Raw genomic sequence first — 17,200 nt, 5'->3', positions numbered from 1 at the left:
CATGGCAGAACGGTTCCGCTGGACGCGGCGGGGGTACACGGCGCAGCTGGAGCTGCCGGAGGTGCGCCTGCTGCGCGGGCTGGTCAGGGACGTCGTCGCCCTGCTCGAGGGCCGACGCGCGGACGTGCGCCCCGCCGAGGCGGACCCCGCCGAGGCCCCGGCCGCCGAGGACGGCGTCGACACGCCCGAAGATCCCCCGGCGGCGCCGCCGTCCGTGTCCGCCGCGCAGGACGCGGGCCCCGTGGCCGGGCTGGACGCGTCCGACGCCGCGTTCTGGGGGCTGGTCTCCGGCCTGCACCTGAGCCAGGACCCGGAGCCGCAGCGCTCGGCCCCCACCGACCCGGCCGTCGCACGCCTCCTGCCGGATGCGATGCCCCAGGCCGGCGCCGCCGAACAGGGCGCCCACCGGGCCCTGACCGAGGACGCCCTGTCGGAGGGGAAGCTCGCGGACGCGCGCCTGGCCCTCGAGCTGCTGCGCTCGACGCGCGTGGAGGTGCCGCACGACCAGGCGCCGGCCTTCGGCCGCGCGCTCAACGACGTGCGCCTCGTCCTGGCCGCCCGCCTGGGCGTCGAGACCGAGGAGGACGCCGCCCGCGTGCACGCCGTGGACGACTGGCGCAGCGCGGAGGACGTCGAGTCCACCATGGCCCTGCTCTACAACTTCACCTCGTGGCTGCTGGAGACGCTCATGACGGAGATGCTCAGCGAGCTGCCCGAGGGCTCGGACGAGTCCGCGCCGGGCGCCGGGGACGCGGAGGGCGAGCAGTGAGCGGCCAGCGCGCCGCCGTGGACGCCGCGGCGCCGATCGGCGTGTTCGACTCGGGCGTGGGCGGGCTGACCGTGGCCCGGGCGATCATGGACCAGCTGCCCCACGAGTCCATCCTCTACGTGGGCGACACGGAGCACTCGCCGTACGGCCCGCGGCCCATCGCCGAGGTACGGGCCCTCGCCCTGGCGATCATGGACGAGCTCGTCGCGCGCGGCGTCAAGGCGCTCGTGATCGCGTGCAACTCCGCGTCGGCCGCCGTGCTGCGCGACGCCCGCGAGCGCTACACGGGAGGCCACGGCATCCCCGTGATCGAGGTGATCCAGCCCGCCGTGCGCCGCGCCGTGGCCGCCACCCGCACGGGCCGGATCGGCGTGATCGGCACCGAGGCGACCGTCGGGTCCCGCGCCTACGAGGACTCGTTCTCGGCCGCCCCGCACCTCGAGATCACCTCGGTCGCGTGCCCGCGGTTCGTGGAGTTCGTGGAGGCCGGCATCACCACCGGCCCCGAACTGCTGGAGACCGCCCGGGAGTACACGGCCCCGCTGCGCGCGGCGGGCGTGGACACCCTCGTGCTGGGATGCACCCACTACCCGCTGCTGACCGGCGCCCTCTCGCTCGTGATGGGGGAGGACGTCACGCTCGTCTCCTCCGCGGAGGAGACCGCCAAGGACCTCTACCGGGAACTGGTCCGCCTCGGCCTCGAGCACCCCCACTCGGCCGCGGGCTCCGGCCAGGCCACCCGCCACCGCTTCGCCGCCACCGGCGACCCCGACCACTTCCAGGCCCTCGCGCGCCGCTTCCTCGGACCCGAGGTCGAGTCCGTGCGCCGCCTGGAGACGATCGGCGCGCCCCGCCCCGCGGCCGCGCCGGTCCCGACGCGCTCGACGGCCTTCGTGCGGCTGGGCGCCGAGCAGGAGGGTGTGACGTGAAGCTGACCATCATCGGGGCCTCCGGGTCCTTCCCCGGCCCGGGCTCACCCGCCTCGTGCTACCTCCTCACCGCCGAGGGCGTGGCCGAGGACGGCGTCACCCCGCGCACATGGCGGATCCTGCTGGACCTCGGCAACGGCGCCCTCGGCGTGCTGCAGCGCTACGTCGAGCTCGAGGACCTGGACGGCATCCTGCTCTCCCACCTGCACCCGGACCACTTCATGGACCTGTGCGGGATGCACGTGGCCATCCGCTGGAACCCGGCCGGCTGGGACCGCGGCCGGCTGCCCGTCTACGGACCCGCCGGCACCGCCGACCGCATCGCCGAGGCGTACGGGATGGACCCCGAGCCGGGGATGCACCAGGACTTCGAGTTCCGGTGCTGGGCCGCCGGCCGCACCGAGCGGCTCGGTCCGTTCCGGTTCACCCCGGTCCCCGTGCGCCATCCCATCGACGAGGCCTACGCGATCCGGGTCGAGGTGGACCGCGTCGACGACGACGGCGACGTCACCACCCGCGTGCTCACCTACTCCGGGGACACCGACGCGTGTGAGGGGCTCGTCGAGGCCGCGCGGGACGCGGACGTGTTCCTGTGCGAGGCCGCCTTCCACGAGGGCCGGGACGACGGCATCGACGGCGTCCACCTGACCGGCCGACGGGCCGGCGAGACGGCGGCGCAGGCCGGGGCGCGGAAGCTGCTGCTCACGCACCTGCCGGTGTGGAACGATCCGCAGCGCGCCGTCCAGGAGGCCCGCGCGGTGTACGACGGCCCGCTGGCCGTCGCCGTCTCGGGGCTGAGCTACGGCGTCTGAGGGCGTGCCTAGACTGGAGGCCATGAGCTCTCCCGCCCCCACCGCCCCCCCCCCCGCCCGGACGGCCGCGCCGTCGACGAGCTGCGCCCCATCACCATCACCCGGGGCTGGTCCCGGCAGGCGGAGGGCTCGGCCCTGATCGAGTTCGGGAACACCCGCGTGCTGTGCACCGCCTCCTTCACCGAGGGCGTGCCGCGCTGGCTCAAGGGCGAGGGGACCGGCTGGGTCACCGCCGAGTACGCGATGCTCCCGCGGGCCACCAACGAGCGCAGCCAGCGCGAGTCCGTCAAGGGCCGGATCGGCGGGCGCACCCACGAGATCTCCCGCCTGATCGGCCGGTCCCTGCGCGCCGTCATCGACCTGTCCGCCCTGGGGGAGAACACCATCGTCCTGGACTGCGACGTCCTCGACGCCGACGGCGGCACCCGCACCGCCGCCATCACGGGCGCCTACGTCGCCCTCGCCGAGGCGGTGGCCTGGGCGCGGCGCGAGGGGATCCTCGCCAAGGGCGCCGCCGTCCTCAAGGACTCCGTCGCCGCGGTGTCCGTGGGCATCGTGGACGGGGTGCCCGTCCTCGACCTGCCGTACGTGGAGGACGTGAAGGCGGAGACGGACATGAACGTGGTCGTCACCGGGGCCGGGGAGTTCGTGGAGGTGCAGGGCACCGCCGAGGGCGCGCCGTTCACCCGCGCCGAGCTGGACACCCTGCTGGACCTGGCCCTGATCGGCACGGGTGAGCTGGCCCGCATCCAGGCCGAGACCCTGGCCGCCGCCACGGAGGACCGGGCGTGAGCGCGCCCGCCTCCTCGTCGGCGGGCCTGCCGGAGGGCGCCCGCATCGTGCTCGCCACGCACAACGCGGGCAAGGTGCGCGAGCTGCGGCAGCTGCTCGCCGGCGCCGTGCCCGGCCTCGACGTGGAGGCCGCGGTGGTGGACGCGGGCGCCGTGGGCGCCCCGGACGTCGTCGAGGACGGCGTCACGTTCGCCCAGAACGCGCTGAAGAAGGCCCGCGCCGTGGCCGCGCACACGGGGCTGATCGCCGTCGCGGACGACTCCGGTCTGGCCGTGGACGTGCTGCACGGCGCCCCCGGGATCTTCTCGGCCCGCTGGGCCGGGCGCCACGGGGACGACCGTGCCAACCTCGAGCTGCTGCTGGCCCAGCTGGCCGACGTGCCGGACGAGCATCGGGGTGCCCAGTTCGTGTGCGCCGCCGCGCTCGCGGTCCCCAGCGGCCCGGACGCCGCGGGCGCCCGGGCCATCCACGTCGAGCACGTCGAGCACGGCCGCCTGCCCGGCACCCTGCTGCGCGAGCCCGTGGGGGACGGCGGCTTCGGCTACGACCCGATCCTGCGCCCCGAGGGCCGGGACGTGTCCACCGCGCAGCTGAGCCCCGAGGACAAGAACGCGATCAGCCACCGGGGGCACGCCTTCCGCGCCCTGCTGCCCTACCTGGTGGACGCGCTCGACGCGCGCCCGTGAGCGGCGGGCGCGCCCCCGTGCCGGGGCTGGACTTCACCGCGATCGACTTCGAGACCGCCAACGGCTTCCGCGGCTCCCCGTGTGCCGTGGGCGCCGTCCGGGTGCGGGACGGGGTCATGGTGGACCGTGCGGAGTGGCTGATCCGTCCGCCCGTCGGCTTCGACCGGTTCGATCCCCGCAACGTGCGCATCCACGGCATCACCGAGGACCGCGTCCTGGACGCCCCCCGGTTCGCGCAGGTGTACGACGAGCTCGCGGACTTCGTGGGGACGGACGTGCTCGCGGCGCACAACGCGGGCTTCGACGTCGGCGTCATCGAGTCCGGCCTCGAGGTCTCCGGCCGGGACGTGCCGGGCCTGGAGTTCGTGTGCACCCTGGTGCTGGCGCGCCGCGTCTACGACCTGCCCTCGTACGCCCTGCCCTCCGCGGCGCGCGAGGCCGGGTTCACCCCGGGACGCCACCACGACGCACTGGCCGACGCCGAGGCCTGCGCGGCCATCCTCGTGGACATCGGCCGGCGCGTGCTGGGGGCGCCGCCGGCCGACGCGGAGATTCTGCCCGGGCTGACCGACGCGCCGGCCGGCCGCGGCGTCGACCGCCTGATGCGGGCCCAGGGGCTGGGCGTCAGCGTCCTCGCCCCCCGGGCGGCGGGATCGGGCGCCGAGTCGAAGGCCACCCGCCAGGCCCGGCGCACTGAGGGCGTCTTCGACGCGCGGGTCCCGCTGCGGGACGAACGCGCCATGCCCGACTTCATGCGCTGGCCGGACGAGGGCGTCAATCCGCCCCCGAACCCGACCGCCGACCCGGGTCACCCCCTGTTCGGCCAGACCGTGGTGTTCACGGGCGGCATCGGCATGTCGCGTCAGAGTGCCAAGACGCGCGCGGCCGCGCACGGCGCGCAGACCGCGAACCGGGTGGGCGCGGCCACCACGATGCTCGTCGTGGGGGACGGCTTCGAGGCCGCGGACCTGCACCGCCCGCGCGCCGAGGACGGGGCACCGCAGGCCGTGACCACGGCGCTGGCGCACCGCAAGACGCGGGACGCCCTGCGCCGGCGGGACCGTGGGCAGGCCATCGCCCTGGTCTCCGAGGGGGAGTTCCTGCAGATGCTCGACGGGAACTGGCCGGACGCCGCGCGCTGAACCGCTCAGGTGGTCGCGGCGCTCCAGCGCCGGGCCGCCTCCAGGACGACCTCGCGCTCGGCGATCCACCCCGGGACGGAGGCCTCGGCCGCGGCGCGGTCCGCGGGGTCGTGCGCATCGAACACGGCGGTGCCGTGCGCCGCGCCGAGCACCTGCCCGGCCAGCGAGGCCGTGGAGTCGGAGTCGCCGTCGTGGTTCACGCCGATCCGCAGCGCCAGGGCGAGCGCCGCCGCCGGATCGGCCGGGTGCGCCGCCTGCGCGGTGAGCGCGGCATACAGCGCGATGGCCAGGGCCTCCTCCGCGACCCAGCCCTCGCCGAGCGCGGTGGGGAGGGCGCCGGGGGCGCCGGGGTCGGCGTCGACGGTGCCGGCCAGGTCGACCGCCGCGGTGACGGCGGCGCGGGTCTCCTCGGCCTCCTCGCCCAGGGTGTCGAGCCACGCGCGGGCGTGCGCGACCGCGGCGGCCAGGTCCAGGCCGCGCAGCAGGGCCGCGATGACGAGGGCGTACGCGGCCGCCGCGACCCACGCGGTGGGGTGGCCGTGCGTGAGGACGGCCCCCTGGCGGGCAAGGGACACGACGTGCGGGTCCTCGAGCCCCGGCACCATTCCGTACGGGGCCGAGCGCATGACCGTCCCGCAGCCCTTCGAACCCGGGTTGTGCGGGTCGCCCGGCAGGCCCATCCCCGGTTCGGCGAGCCCGCTCAGGCACGCGGTGCCCGGCGCGCGGCGCACCTTCAGCTCCGCGTGCGCGTCGATCCAGCGGGGCGGGGCCGGGGGAGCGCCCTCGGGCAGCGCGCCGTCCTGCGTGGCGAACCAGCGCAGGCACGCGAGCCACACGCACGCCGCAGGATCGGCCGGGACGCCGTCGTTCTGCCACTCGATCCACTCGAGCAGGCCGTCGAGCACGTACAGGGTCAGCTGCGTGTCGTCGGTGATCGGCAGGGCGTGGGCGCCCTGCTGGGCGAGCAGGTCCGCGGCGTCGGTGACGCCGGCGGGGCCGTGCACCGCCGCGATCCCCGACGCGGGGGTGAACTCGACGACGCCGCCCAGCGCGTCCCCGGCGGCACCGGCCGCGAGGAGGGCCAGGACCCGGTCGGCGTGCTCGGGGCCGGGCAGGGGCGTGGACGAGGAGGCGGTGGGCTCGGGCGCGGTGGCGGACATGCCGCCATCGTACGAGCTGCACCGCGTCGTGCTTATCCCGTCCACACCCTCCCTAGAGTGGGCCGCATGATCCTGCTGCACACCTCGGACTGGCATCTGGGCCGGTCGTTCCACGGCACCGGGCTGCTCGAGGCCCAGGAGGAGGTCCTGGACGCCCTCGTCGCGACCGTGACGGAGCGCGGCGTGGACGCCGTCCTGCTGGCCGGGGACGTGTACGACCGCGCGCTGCCGCCGGCGGACGCCGTCCGGCTGCTGGACCGGACGCTCACCCGGCTGCACGCGGCCGGCGCCCAGGTGGTGCTCACGAGCGGCAACCACGACTCGGCGGTGCGCCTCGGCTTCGGCGGCGGACTCCTGGCGGCCGCGGGCGTGCACGTGCGCGCGGACGCGGCGGAGCTGGACCGCCCCGTGCTGCTCACCGAGCCCGGGGTCGACGGCGGCGCGGGCCAGACCGTGGCCGTCTACGGCATCCCCTACCTCGAACCGCGCCACCAGGGACCGGCCTGGGGCGTGGAGCCCCACCACACGGCCGTGCTGACGGAGGCGGTCCGCCGCGTCCACGCCGATCTGGCCGCCCGCCGCGCCGAGACGCCGGAGCCGGTGGCCGCCGTCGTGCTGGCCCACCTGTTCGCGGCCGGGGGCCACGGCTCCGAGTCCGAACGGGACATCGGCGAGGGCGAGCACGTCGAGCCGGACGCCCCGCCCGAGATGCTGGTGGGCACGCTGGGGCAGGTGCCGGTCTCCGTGTTCGACGGGCTCGACTACGCGGCCCTGGGCCACCTGCACGGCCGCCAGCGGCTGGCAGAGCACGTGCGGTACTCCGGCTCACCGCTGCCGTACTCCTTCTCCGAGGCGGGCCACCGCAAGGGCGGCTGGCTCGTCCACGTCACGGGCGGGGCCGTCACCGACGTCGAGGCCGTGGACTGGGACGCCGGACGGCGCCTGGCGGTGCTGTCCGGGCCGATCGAGGACCTGCTGGAGTCCCCGGAGTTCGCGTGGGCGGAGCAGTGCTGGGTGCAGGTCACCGTCACCGACGACGAACGCCCCGAGCGGGCCCTGGAGCGCCTGAAGACCCGGTTCCCCTCCGTGCTCGTCTTCCGCCACGAACCGGCCGGCGGGAGGCGGGCCCGGGAGCGGACCTACGCCCAGGTCCTGCGGCAGGCACCCTCGGACCACGCGCTCGCGGTCGGTTTCGTGGACCACGTCCGGCAGCGGCCGGCCAGCGGGGCCGAGCAGGACCTGCTGCGGGACGCCCTCGAGGCCGCTCGCGCGGGGGAGGTGCGCGCATGAGGATCCATCGGATGCGCCTGGAGGGGCTCGGGCCCTACGCCCAGGCGCAGGACGTCGACTTCGACCGGCTCAACGCGGGCGGCCTGTTCCTGCTGGACGGGCCCACCGGCGCGGGCAAGTCCACGGTGCTGGCCGCGCTGTGCTTCGCCCTCTACGGGACCGTGCCGGGCGGACGGTCGGCCGAGTCGCTCGTGACCACGCTGCGCGAGCCCGGCGCGGTGATCCCCGAGGTGCAGGTCGAGTTCACCGTGCAGGGCCGGCGCTTCGAGGTGGTCCGCTCGCCCAAGCACGAGCGGCCCCGCCGGAGACGCAGCGCGGCGGGCGGCGCCACCGTCACCACGCAGGCCACGGTCTCCCTGCGGGAACGCGTGGACGGGGAATGGACGGCGCCGCTCACCCGGGCGGACGAGGTCGGCCAGCAGATCGCGGCCGTCCTGCACCTGGACGCCGAGCAGTTCATGCAGGTGGTCCTGCTGCCTCAGGGACAGTTCGCCCAGTTCCTCACCGCGAAGTCGGATGAGCGCCGCGTCCTGCTGCGGCGGCTCTTCGGCACGCAGCGCTTCGACGGCGTCGAGGAGCACCTGCGCGTCGAGACGGCCCGGCTGGACACCGCGGTGGCCGTGGACGCGGACGTGGCCCGGACCGCGCGGGCACAGCTGGCCGAGGCGCTCCACGAGGCGCTCGGCCCGGACTGGCATGCGCCGGAGCCGTCACCGGACACGGACGACCGGCTGCTCGCCCTCGCCGCCGAGCGCGCAGGTCGCGCCCACGAGGACGCGCGGGCCGACCTCGCCACGGCCCGCGCCGCCGAGCAGCAGGCTCGGGTGACGGCGCGTGAGCTGGAGACCCGCGGGCGGGACCTGGCCGCGGCCGAGGCGTGGGGGCGCCGTCGACGCGACCACGACGCCGAGGCCGAGACCGCCGCCGCGCGGCGCCGCGCCGTCGACGCCCATGAGCGCGCCGGGCGGGTGCTCACCGCCGCGCAGCGGGCCACCGCGGCGGCGGACGCCGCCGGCACCGCGTCGGAGACGGTGACGGAGGCCCTGGCGCACGTCGAGGACGAGCCGACCGCGGCGGCGTGGCTCGCCGCCGCCCGGGCGGACGGGGCCGCCGACACGCCCGCCTCCCGCCAGGCGCTGGGGGAGGCCGAGCGCGCCGCGGAGGCGGTGGCACGCGCCGTCCAGGACCGTGCCCGGATGGGCGAGCTGGAGCAGGAGGCGGCCGCCGCGGCGGAGCGTCGGGCCGAGATCGGCCGCGACCGCGCCGCCCTGGTCGAGTCCCGCCCCGAGCGTGAGGCGGCCGTCGCGGCACACCGCGCGGCCGTCGAACGCGGCACCGAGCGTCTCGGCGCCCGGGAGGCCGTGGACCGCGCCGTGTCCGAGGCCGCCGCTCGCCGCACGGCCGCCGAGGCCGCGGCCGCCCGCGCCGTCGAGGCAGAGACCGCGGCCCGGGCCCACCGGGAGGCACAGGAGCGGCGACGCGAGGCCGCCGAACGGCACGTCGGTCTGCTGCGTGCCCGGTACGAGCAGGCCGCCTCCGAACTGGCGGAGCGGCTCGTGCCCGGCGAGCCGTGCGCCGTGTGCGGCTCGCCCGAGCACCCGGCCCCGGCCGCCACCGCGGACACCACGGTGACCGAGGCGGACGTGCGGGACGCCGAGCAGGCCCGGACCGCGGCCGACCGGGCCGCGACCGACGCCGAGACCGCCCTGCGCGCCGCCGAGCAGACCCTCCGCACGGCGCGCGAGGCCGCCGCCGGGCTCGCACCCGAGGCCGCGCGAGAGGCGCTCGAGCGCGCCGAGGCCGAACGGGCCGCGCTGGACCAGGCGGCGAAGGACCTCGCCGCGGACCGCCGGCGGCTGACCGCCGCCGAGAAGACGCTCGCCGGGGCCGACGAGACCGCCGCCGCGCTCGCGGCCGAGGACGGTCGGCTCGCCGAGGCCGCCGCCCACCGTGCCGCCCGGCTGACCGAGCTGCGGGACGCCGTCGAGGCCGCCCGCGGTGACGCCGAGACCCTCGACGCCCGCCGCGACCAGGTCACCGCCGCACGCCGGGTCCTGGCCGCCCTCGCTGCGGCGCAGGACGAGGACGCGCGCGCCCGGGCGGTCGCCGACGAGACCGACCAGGCGCTCACCGCCGCGCTGGCCGAACAGCACTTCGACGACGTCGACGCGGCGCGCGCGGCCCGCCTCGAGGAGACGGAGGCCGCCGCGCGCACGGCCGCCGTGCAGGAGTGGCACGCCGAACGGGCCCGCCTCGCCGAGCTCGAGGCGAGCGAGCCCGTCCGCCGGGGCCGCGCCCTCGCCGAGGCGGGCGTCGAGCCGCCGACCGAGGAGCAGACCCGCGCCGCCGCCGAGGCGCTCGCCGCGGCCGAGGCCGCGAGCTCGTCCCGGGCGACGGCGGTCGGGCGACTCGATTCACTCGTCGCCACGGTGCGCCGCCAGTCAGCCGCCCTGACCGAGGTCCTGGAGCGGTCCGCCGGGCTCATCGCCGAGCACACGCGGGTGCGGGGGCTGCTCGACCTCGTCCGCGGCGGCGGGGAGAACCTGCTCAAGATGCCCCTGACGAGCTACGTCCTCGCCGGGCGGCTCGAGGAGGTCGCCGCCGCGGCCACCGAGCGTCTGCTCGCCATGACGGACCAGCGGTATTCGATCGAGTACTCCGACGCCGTGGGCGGGCGCGGGAACAAGGGCCTCGAACTCGTCATCCGGGACCACTACGTGGACGAGACGCGCCACCCGGCCACGCTCTCGGGCGGCGAGACCTTCATGGCCTCCCTCGCCCTCGCCCTGGGGCTCGCGGACACCGTGCAGGCCGAAGCCGGCGGCATCGAACTGGACACGCTCTTCGTGGACGAGGGCTTCGGCTCGCTCGACGCGGACACCCTCGACGACGTCCTGGACGTCGTGGACACCCTGCGGACCGGTGGCCGGACCGTGGGCCTCGTCTCCCACGTCGAACGGATGAGGCAGGAGATCGGCGTGCGCCTCGAGGTGCGCAAGGACCGGCGCGGCTCGAGCCTCGCGGTGCACGACGGCGCCTGAGCGACGGGGGTGCGCCCCGCCGCCCCGGCCCGCGCCACGCGTGAGGTCAGGCCCGGCGCCACCGCCGGCGGAGGCGCTGCCGGAGTCGGCCGAGGCGTCCGGCGTCGAGCTCGGACGGGGCCGCCCAACGCTCCTCAGCCCGGCGCGCCTGCTCGGCCGCGCGCTCGGCCGCGACGCGCTGCGCCTCCCGCTCGGCCGCGACACGGCGCTCCTCCTGCAGGCGGCGCTCCCCGCGGACCTCGGTGAGCCGGTACAGCACGGGCACGAGCACGAGCGTGAGCAGGGTGGAGGACACCAGGCCGCCCACCACGGCCACCGCGAGGGGCTGGGAGATGAACCCCGCGTGTCCCGTGACGCCCAGGGCCATCGGGGTCATGGCCAGGACGGTGGCCAGGGCCGTCATCACCACCGGGCGCACGCGGTTGAGCGCGCCCACCTCGATCGCCTCGTCCAAGGTCATGCCGCGGTCGCGGCGGTACTGGTTGATCAGGTCGATCAGCACGATCGCGTTCGTCACCACGATGCCCACCAGCATGAGCAGCCCGATCATCGTGGACAGTCCCAGCGGCGTGCCGGTGGCCAGCAGCGCCAGGAACACGCCCGTGGCGGCGAAGGGGATCGACACGAGCAGCACGAGCGGCTGGCGCAGCGAGTTGAACGTCGCCACCATCACGACGTACACGGTCGCCACGGCGGCCAGCAGCGCCAGCCCGAGGTCCCGGAACGTCTGCGCCTGCTGCTCCGCCGCGCCGCCCACGGCCGCGGTGACGCCCTCGGGCAGGTCCAGCTCCGCCACGGCCTGCGTGACCCGGCGCGAGACGGCCCCGAGGTCCTCGTCGTCCGGGGTCACCGTGACGACGGCGGTCCGCTCGCCGTTCGAGGACGTCACCCGGGCAGGTACGGACACCCGCGAGACCTCGGCGAGGTCCCCCAGCGGCACGGACCCCTCGGCCGTCTCCACGGGCACCTGGCGCAGGGCGTCGAGGGACTCGACCGGCTCCGGGTCACCCAGCTGCACCGCGAAGCTCTCGAACCCGAAGCGGACGTCGCCCACGGGCGCGGCCTGCAGGGCGGCGGCGGCCTGGCCGGCCACCGCCTCCTCGGTCAGGCCGAGCCGGGCGGCGGCGACGGTGTCCACGTCCACCTGGAACGTCGGGCGCAGGTCCGAGGCCGGCGTCGTCACCTCGCGGGCACCCTCGACGGGCCGCAGCGCCTCGGCGACCTGATCGGCGGCCGCGGTGAGGGCCTGCGGGTCGGGGGCGGAGACGGACACCTCGATGTCCTGGCCGCCGCTCGGCCCCTGCTGCGTGGAGACGGACACGTCGCCCACGCCGTCGAGACCGGTGAGCTCGGCGCGCACCCCGTCCTGAAGGGCCACCTGGTCCGCATCCGGGTCGGTCACCACCGTGAACCGCGCCCGGTCCGCCGAGGAGCCGCCGAAGGCCCCCATCGGACCGGCGGCGGTGCCGGCCGTCCACTGGACCGTCTCGACGCCGTCGGTGTCCAGCAGCACCCGCTCGATGCGCTCGGCGGCGGCGGCCGTGGTCTCCAGCGACGTCCCCGGCTCCTGCTCCGCCGTGACGACGAACGAGTTCTGTCCCGAGTCGCCCAGGAGGTTCGTGGGGATCAGCGGGACCAGCGCGGCCGTGCCGGCCAGCAGCGCCAGGGCGGCAGCGAGGGTGACCACGGTGTGCCGCTGCGTCCAGCGCAGCACCGGGCGGTAGGCCCGGGTGAGCCATCCGCCGGCCGCCACGGGCCGGTCGCCGGGGACGGCGGGCGCGGCCGTGGTCTCGGCCCCGCGCCGCGGGGCGCGCAGGAACCACCAGCACAGCACCGGCACGATCGTCAGGGCGACGACGAGGGAGGCCAGCAGGGCGACCGTGGCGGTCACGGCGAAGGGCCGGAACAGCTCGCCGGCCAGGCCGCCCACGAAGGCGATGGGCAGGAACACGGCCACGGAGACCAGGGTGGAGGCGGTGATCGCGGTGGCGACCTCGCGCGTGCCGTCCAGGATCGCGGAGCGCCGGTCGGCGCCCAGGCCGAGGTGCCGGCGGATGTTCTCCACCACCACGATCGCGTCGTCCACGACCCGGCCGATCGAGATCGTCAGCGCCCCGAGCGTCAGCGTGTTGAGGGAGTAGCCGAAGGCCGCCACCCCGATGAGGGCGGCCAGCAGGGACAGCGGAATGGACACGGCGGTGACGAGGGTGGAGCGCACCGAGAGCAGGAACACGGCGATCACCAGCACGGCGAACGCCAGGCCCAGCAGGCCCTCCTGGAACAGCGTGTCGATGGACTGCTGGATGAACGGGGCCTGGTCGAACACCACGGTCAGGTCCGCGCCGCCGCCCACCAGGGACGCCAGCTCCGGCAGGGCGTCGCGCACGGCCTGAGAGACCGCCACGAGGTCGGCGTCCGGGGTCGCGGTCACGGAGACGGACAGCGTCGGCACCCCGTCGGTGCGGGTCAGGGAGGTGGGGGCCGCGGCCACGAGGGTGACGTCGGCGACCTCGTCCAGGGTGCGCGGTTCGCCGTCGCCGGAGGGAGCGACGACGATCCCGCGCAGGCCCTCGAGGTCCTCGACGGCGGCGCCCGCCTGGACGGGATAGGTGGTCGCGCCCTCGGTGACCTGGCCGACGGGGAAGAGGCCGGCGTTCTCCTCGAGCGCGTCGGTGATGTCGGAGGTGGTCAGCCCGGCGGCGGCGAGCGCGGCCGGGTCCGGGACCACGGAGACGTTCTCGTCCGTGCCGCCGAGCACGTCGGCGCCGCGGACGCCGTCGATCTTCTGCAGCCGCGGGGCCAGGACGTCCTCGGCGCGGCGGCGCAGGGTGTTGAGGTCCTCGTCCCCGGACAGGGCGAGGAAGACCACCGGGAAGTCGGAGACGGAGCCCGCGAAGGACGAGGTCTCCGCCTCCTCCGGCAGCTGCGGCCCGAGGTTGGCGACCACCCGGTCCACCTGGGACCGGGCCCGGTTCAGGTCTGTGCCGTAGGCGAACTCCAGCTGGACCGCGTTGAAGCCGGACTGCGACGTGGACCGCGAGGATTCGAGCCCCTCCACGGCCTGCAGGGCCGTCTCGAGGGGCTCTCCCACCTGCGCGTCCACGACCTCGGGGGACGCCCCCGGGTAGAGCGTCGACACGGAGATGACGGGCAGCTCGAGCGGGGGGATCAGCTCCCGCTTGAGCTGCCCGGCGGAGAGGACGCCGAACACCGCGATGAACACGGTGACGAGCGCCACGAGCGCCCGCCGGCCGAGTGAGAACCGTGCGAGCGCTCCCATCGCGGCGTCAGGCCAGCTTCAGTGCGGCGTCGGTGACGGTGCGGACCTCGTCCAGCAGCGCCGGGTCGTCGTTGAGCGTGTGGCCCAGGGACGGGATGAGCTCCTTGAGCGTGCCGTCCCAGCCGGCCATCTTCGCGGGGAAGCAGCGCTCGAGCAGCTTCACCATGATGGGGGCCGCGGTGGAGGCGCCCGGGGAGGCGCCGAGCAGGCCGCCGAGCGAGCCGTCCGCGTGCGTGACGACCTCGGTGCCGAACTGCAGGACGCCGCCGAAGCGGCCCTTGCGCTTCATCACCTGCACGCGCTGGCCCGCGGTGATCAGCTCCCACTCGCCGCCGTCGGCCTCCGGGTAGAACTCGTGCAGCGCGTCGATCTTCTTGTCCCGGGACTTCAGCACCTCGGTCACGAGGTACTTGGTCAGGTCCATGTTGTCCTTGGCCACGTCCAGCATCGTGCTGAGGTTGTGCGGGCGCACGGACAGCGGCAGGTCCAGGTAGGAACCGGTCTTGAGGAAGTTCGTGGAGAACCCGGCGTAGGGGCCGAACAGCAGGGACCGCTTGCCGTTCACGAAGCGGGTGTCCAGGTGGGGCACGGACATCGGCGGGGCGCCGACGGCGGCCTGGCCGTACACCTTGGCCATGTGCTGGTTGACCACGGACTCGTCCGTGCAGCGCAGGAACTGGCCGGAGACGGGGAAGCCGCCGAAGCCCTTGGCCTCGGGGATGCCGGACTTCTGCAGCAGGGGCAGGGCGCCGCCGCCGGCACCGACGAAGACGAAGCGGGCGCGGTCCACGAGCTCGGAGCCGGCGGCCTTGTTCTTGACCTTGACCTCCCAGCGGCCGTCCGTGCCGCGGGTGAGGCCGGTGACCTTGTGACCGAAGCGCACCTCGGCGCCGGCGCCGGCCATGGCCGTGATGAGCTGGCGGGTGAGGGAGCCGAAGTCCACGTCGGTGCCGCCGGTGTTGCGGGACGCCGCCAGGCGCTGGCCCGGCTCACGGCCCTCGATCAGCAGCGGGGCCCAGGCGCGGATCTGCTCCGGGTCCTCGCTGTGCTCCATGCCGGCGAACAGCGGCTGGGCGGACATGGCCTCGTAGCGGGCGCGGAGGTAGTCCGCGTGGTCGTCACCCCACACGAAGGACATGTGCGGCAGCGGGTTGATGAAGGACTTGGGGTCCTTGAGCGTGCCGTCCGCCACCAGGGAGGACCAGAACTGGCGGGTGGTCCAGAACTGCTCGTTGATGCCCAGCGCCTTGGTGACGTCCACCCGGCCGTTCTTGTCCATGGGCGAGTAGTTCAGCTCGCAGAGGGCGGCGTGGCCGGTGCCCGCGTTGTTCCACGGGTCGGAGGACTCCAGGCCGGCCTGGTCGAGGCTCTCGTACAGGGCGATGGACCAGGTGGGCTCGAGCTTCTGCAGCAGCACGCCCAGGGTGGCGCTCATGATGCCGCCGCCGATCAGGACGACGTCGTGGGTGGCGGTGGACGAGGTGGTGGGCACGGTCAACTCCTGAAGCAGAACGACGGCGGGTGGGCGCAGTGGAACCGGGCCGAGCAGAGGCGGTCGGGCCGAGCGCCGTGATCTCCCACTGTACTACCGGTGGGTTCAGCCTTCGGTCAGCCTGACGCGCGAGAAGGGCTCGTCCAGCTGCGGCGACGTCGGGTAGGAGGCCACGCGCGGGCCGGTGGCCAGGGCGGAGATCGGGTAGACCAGCGGCAGCGCCGGCAGGTCGAGGGCCATGGCCCGGACGACACGGCGGAACAGGCCGCGGCGCGCGTCGTCGTCGTTCTCGGCCGCCGCCGCGTCCACGTCCTCGACGACGCGCGGGTTGCGGTAGCCGGTCTCGGCGCGGCCCGAGCGCGCGAAGGGCTCGAGGAACGCGTGCGGGTCGCGGTAGTCGCCGGTGCGGCCCATCAGGTGCAGGGCTCGGGTGGGCCGGGAGACGACGGCGTGCAGGTAGTCCTGGTCCTCCGGCACGGGCACGGGCACGATGTGCATCCCCACCGCGCCGAGGTCGTGGGCGACCATCGCGTAGACCCGCTCCGGCTCGGGCAGGGAGGGGCGGGCCGTGCCGGCCGGGTAGAGGAACTCCAACGGCTCCCCGTCGTATCCCGCCAGGCCGAGGAACTCGCGGGCCCGGCCCGGGTTGACGTCGTAGCGCCGCGCCTCCTCGTCGCCGACGCCGAGGGAGGGGGGGACGAGGTCGTGGGCCAGGCGGGTGCCCTCGAGGAAGACGTCGCTGCCGGCGATGCGCGGGCGGTCCACCGCGTACGCGATCGCCTGGCGCAGGTACTGCGAGCGCACGCTCGGGTGGTCCAGGTTCATGCCCACGTAGAGCACGCCCAGGGGGTCCCGGGGCAGCACCTGGGTGCCGGCCTCGACGAGGGGGCGCAGCTGGCCGGGGGCGACGACGTCGATCACGTCCGCCGTGCCGCGCCGCAGCTCCCGCAGGCGCACGGAGGCCCGACCCCACGCCTGCACGGCCACCGGGTACGCCGCCGGATCGGAGCCGCGGTGGCCGGCGCTGGGGACCAGGATCGTCGCGCCCGAGGCGCCCGGGTGGGCGCGCGTGAGCTCGGCGGTCTCCGCGGCGTCGGCCCAGCGGTAGGGGCCGGTGCCGGCGGGGGTGGTGACCTCGGAGCCGTCCACGTCGACCGTGCGGTCCCACGAGGCCGGCGAGGAGATCGCGAAGGCCGGCGAGGCCAGGGCGGCCGCGAGGTGACGGCGGGGGGAGTGCAGGCGCAGCCGCACCTCGAGCTCGCCGTGGGCCTCGACGCCGGCGAAGGCGGAGTCCGCGTCGCCGGCGTATCCGCCGAAGGCCGAGACGAACGAGGAGGGCGGGGCGACGGTCCCGTCCACGGGCGCGGGGGCGGCGGCCCACCGCTCGATGTTCGCGACCACGGCGGCGGCGTCGCACGGCTCGCCGTCGTCGAACACCACCCCGGAGACCAGGTGGAACGTGTGGAGGCGGCCGCCGTCGGACTCCTCATGCCGCTCGGCGAGGCGGGGCGTGGGGGCGCCGGTGTCCGCGTCCACGCCGAGCAGCGTCTCGAAGACCTGGCGGACCAGACGGAAGGACTCGACGTCCAGCGCGCGGGCCGGGTCCCGCGTCAGCGCCCGCGCCGGGGCGCCGACCACGAGCAGCCGGCCCGGGCCCGAGGAGCTCGGGGCGGCGGAGGACGGCGCCGCGGGCGACGTCGCGCAGCCGGCCACGCCCAGGCCGAGCAGGCCCAGGCCCCCGCCGAGGAAGGCGCGGCGAGTGGGCTGCATGGCGGCCTCCTCTGGCGGGTGACGTCGGGGTCGGGCG

At 75.8% G+C, this 17,200-nt stretch carries 12 protein-coding genes; 8 read left to right on the top strand and 4 right to left on the bottom strand.

The window, feature by feature from the left end:
* Nucleotide 1 precedes the first annotated feature (1 nt).
* The 6 genes from J1M40_RS03595 to J1M40_RS03570 all read left to right on the top strand — a co-directional run bounded on the left by J1M40_RS03595 (nt 2) and on the right by J1M40_RS03570 (nt 5,130).
* Nucleotides 2-769 (top strand): DUF2017 family protein, encoded by a 768-nt coding sequence (locus tag J1M40_RS03595; protein ID WP_036313009.1) that lies wholly within the window; start codon nt 2-4, stop codon nt 767-769.
* On the top strand, nt 766-1,698 hold the full coding sequence (murI, locus tag J1M40_RS03590) for a glutamate racemase (RefSeq protein WP_049145229.1): 933 nt from the start codon (nt 766-768) through the stop codon (nt 1,696-1,698). Before J1M40_RS03595 ends, murI begins: the two co-directional genes overlap by 4 nt.
* Nucleotides 1,695-2,510 carry an MBL fold metallo-hydrolase gene (locus tag J1M40_RS03585; protein WP_069941944.1) on the top strand — a complete coding sequence of 272 codons (816 nt, stop codon included), beginning with the start codon at nt 1,695-1,697 and terminating at the stop codon, nt 2,508-2,510. Before murI ends, J1M40_RS03585 begins: the two co-directional genes overlap by 4 nt.
* A gap of 81 nt (nt 2,511-2,591) precedes the next feature.
* The gene (rph, locus tag J1M40_RS03580; RefSeq protein ID WP_159228244.1) at nt 2,592-3,302 is read left to right on the top strand and encodes a ribonuclease PH; all 711 of its coding nucleotides are present in this window, start codon (nt 2,592-2,594) and stop codon (nt 3,300-3,302) included.
* On the top strand, nt 3,299-3,988 hold the full coding sequence (locus J1M40_RS03575; protein WP_044659188.1) for a non-canonical purine NTP pyrophosphatase: 690 nt from the start codon (nt 3,299-3,301) through the stop codon (nt 3,986-3,988). Before rph ends, J1M40_RS03575 begins: the two co-directional genes overlap by 4 nt.
* Nucleotides 3,985-5,130, top strand: coding sequence for an exonuclease domain-containing protein (locus J1M40_RS03570; protein WP_036312995.1), 1,146 nt, complete (start codon nt 3,985-3,987; stop codon nt 5,128-5,130). Before J1M40_RS03575 ends, J1M40_RS03570 begins: the two co-directional genes overlap by 4 nt.
* 5 nt (nt 5,131-5,135) lie before the next feature.
* Here J1M40_RS03570 and J1M40_RS03565 read toward each other — a convergent pair whose 3' ends face one another.
* Nucleotides 5,136-6,290 carry an ADP-ribosylglycohydrolase family protein gene (locus tag J1M40_RS03565; protein WP_144819460.1) on the bottom strand — a complete coding sequence of 385 codons (1,155 nt, stop codon included), beginning with the start codon at nt 6,288-6,290 and terminating at the stop codon, nt 5,136-5,138.
* Nucleotides 6,291-6,356: 66 nt separating this feature from the next.
* Here J1M40_RS03565 and J1M40_RS03560 point away from each other — a divergent pair, with 66 nt between their 5' ends.
* On the top strand, nt 6,357-7,580 hold the full coding sequence (locus J1M40_RS03560; protein WP_069941941.1) for an exonuclease SbcCD subunit D: 1,224 nt from the start codon (nt 6,357-6,359) through the stop codon (nt 7,578-7,580).
* An 11-nt stretch (nt 7,581-7,591) separates the two neighbouring features.
* Nucleotides 7,592-10,621, top strand: a complete 3,030-nt coding sequence (locus J1M40_RS03555; RefSeq protein WP_206450481.1) for an AAA family ATPase — start codon at nt 7,592-7,594, stop codon at nt 10,619-10,621.
* A 46-nt stretch (nt 10,622-10,667) separates the two neighbouring features.
* Here J1M40_RS03555 and J1M40_RS03550 read toward each other — a convergent pair whose 3' ends face one another.
* The 3 genes from J1M40_RS03550 to J1M40_RS03540 all read right to left on the bottom strand — a co-directional run bounded on the left by J1M40_RS03550 (nt 10,668) and on the right by J1M40_RS03540 (nt 17,163).
* A complete protein-coding gene (locus J1M40_RS03550) occupies nt 10,668-13,901 on the bottom strand; it encodes an efflux RND transporter permease subunit (protein WP_144819462.1) in 3,234 nt (1,077 codons plus the stop codon).
* Nucleotides 13,902-13,908: 7 nt separating this feature from the next.
* Nucleotides 13,909-15,393: a malate:quinone oxidoreductase gene (locus J1M40_RS03545; RefSeq protein WP_070708809.1), complete on the bottom strand. Its 1,485-nt coding sequence runs from the start codon at nt 15,391-15,393 to the stop codon at nt 13,909-13,911.
* 105 nt (nt 15,394-15,498) lie between these two features.
* Nucleotides 15,499-17,163: an ABC transporter substrate-binding protein gene (locus tag J1M40_RS03540; RefSeq protein ID WP_102708338.1), complete on the bottom strand. Its 1,665-nt coding sequence runs from the start codon at nt 17,161-17,163 to the stop codon at nt 15,499-15,501.
* Nucleotides 17,164-17,200: the final 37 nt, after the last annotated feature.

The organism is Micrococcus sp. KRD026, from assembly GCF_017168445.1.
In the GTDB taxonomy this organism is placed as follows: domain Bacteria; phylum Actinomycetota; class Actinomycetes; order Actinomycetales; family Micrococcaceae; genus Micrococcus; species Micrococcus luteus.
Note: the sequence above shows the minus strand (reverse complement) of the source record. Positions and strands in the feature narration are given on the sequence as shown.

Bases quoted from the DNA above. Each gene is read 5' to 3' on its own strand.
- J1M40_RS03540 (WP_102708338.1), bottom strand. From the start codon at position 17,163: ATGCAGCCCACTCGCCGCGCCTTCCTCGGCGGGGGCCTGGGCCTGCTC.
- J1M40_RS03555 (WP_206450481.1), top strand. From the start codon at position 7,592: ATGCGCCTGGAGGGGCTCGGGCCCTACGCCCAGGCGCAGGACGTCGAC.
- J1M40_RS03565 (WP_144819460.1), bottom strand. From the start codon at position 6,290: ATGTCCGCCACCGCGCCCGAGCCCACCGCCTCCTCGTCCACGCCCCTG.
- J1M40_RS03595 (WP_036313009.1), top strand. From the start codon at position 2: ATGGCAGAACGGTTCCGCTGGACGCGGCGGGGGTACACGGCGCAGCTG.
- J1M40_RS03550 (WP_144819462.1), bottom strand. From the start codon at position 13,901: ATGGGAGCGCTCGCACGGTTCTCACTCGGCCGGCGGGCGCTCGTGGCG.
- J1M40_RS03560 (WP_069941941.1), top strand. From the start codon at position 6,357: ATGATCCTGCTGCACACCTCGGACTGGCATCTGGGCCGGTCGTTCCAC.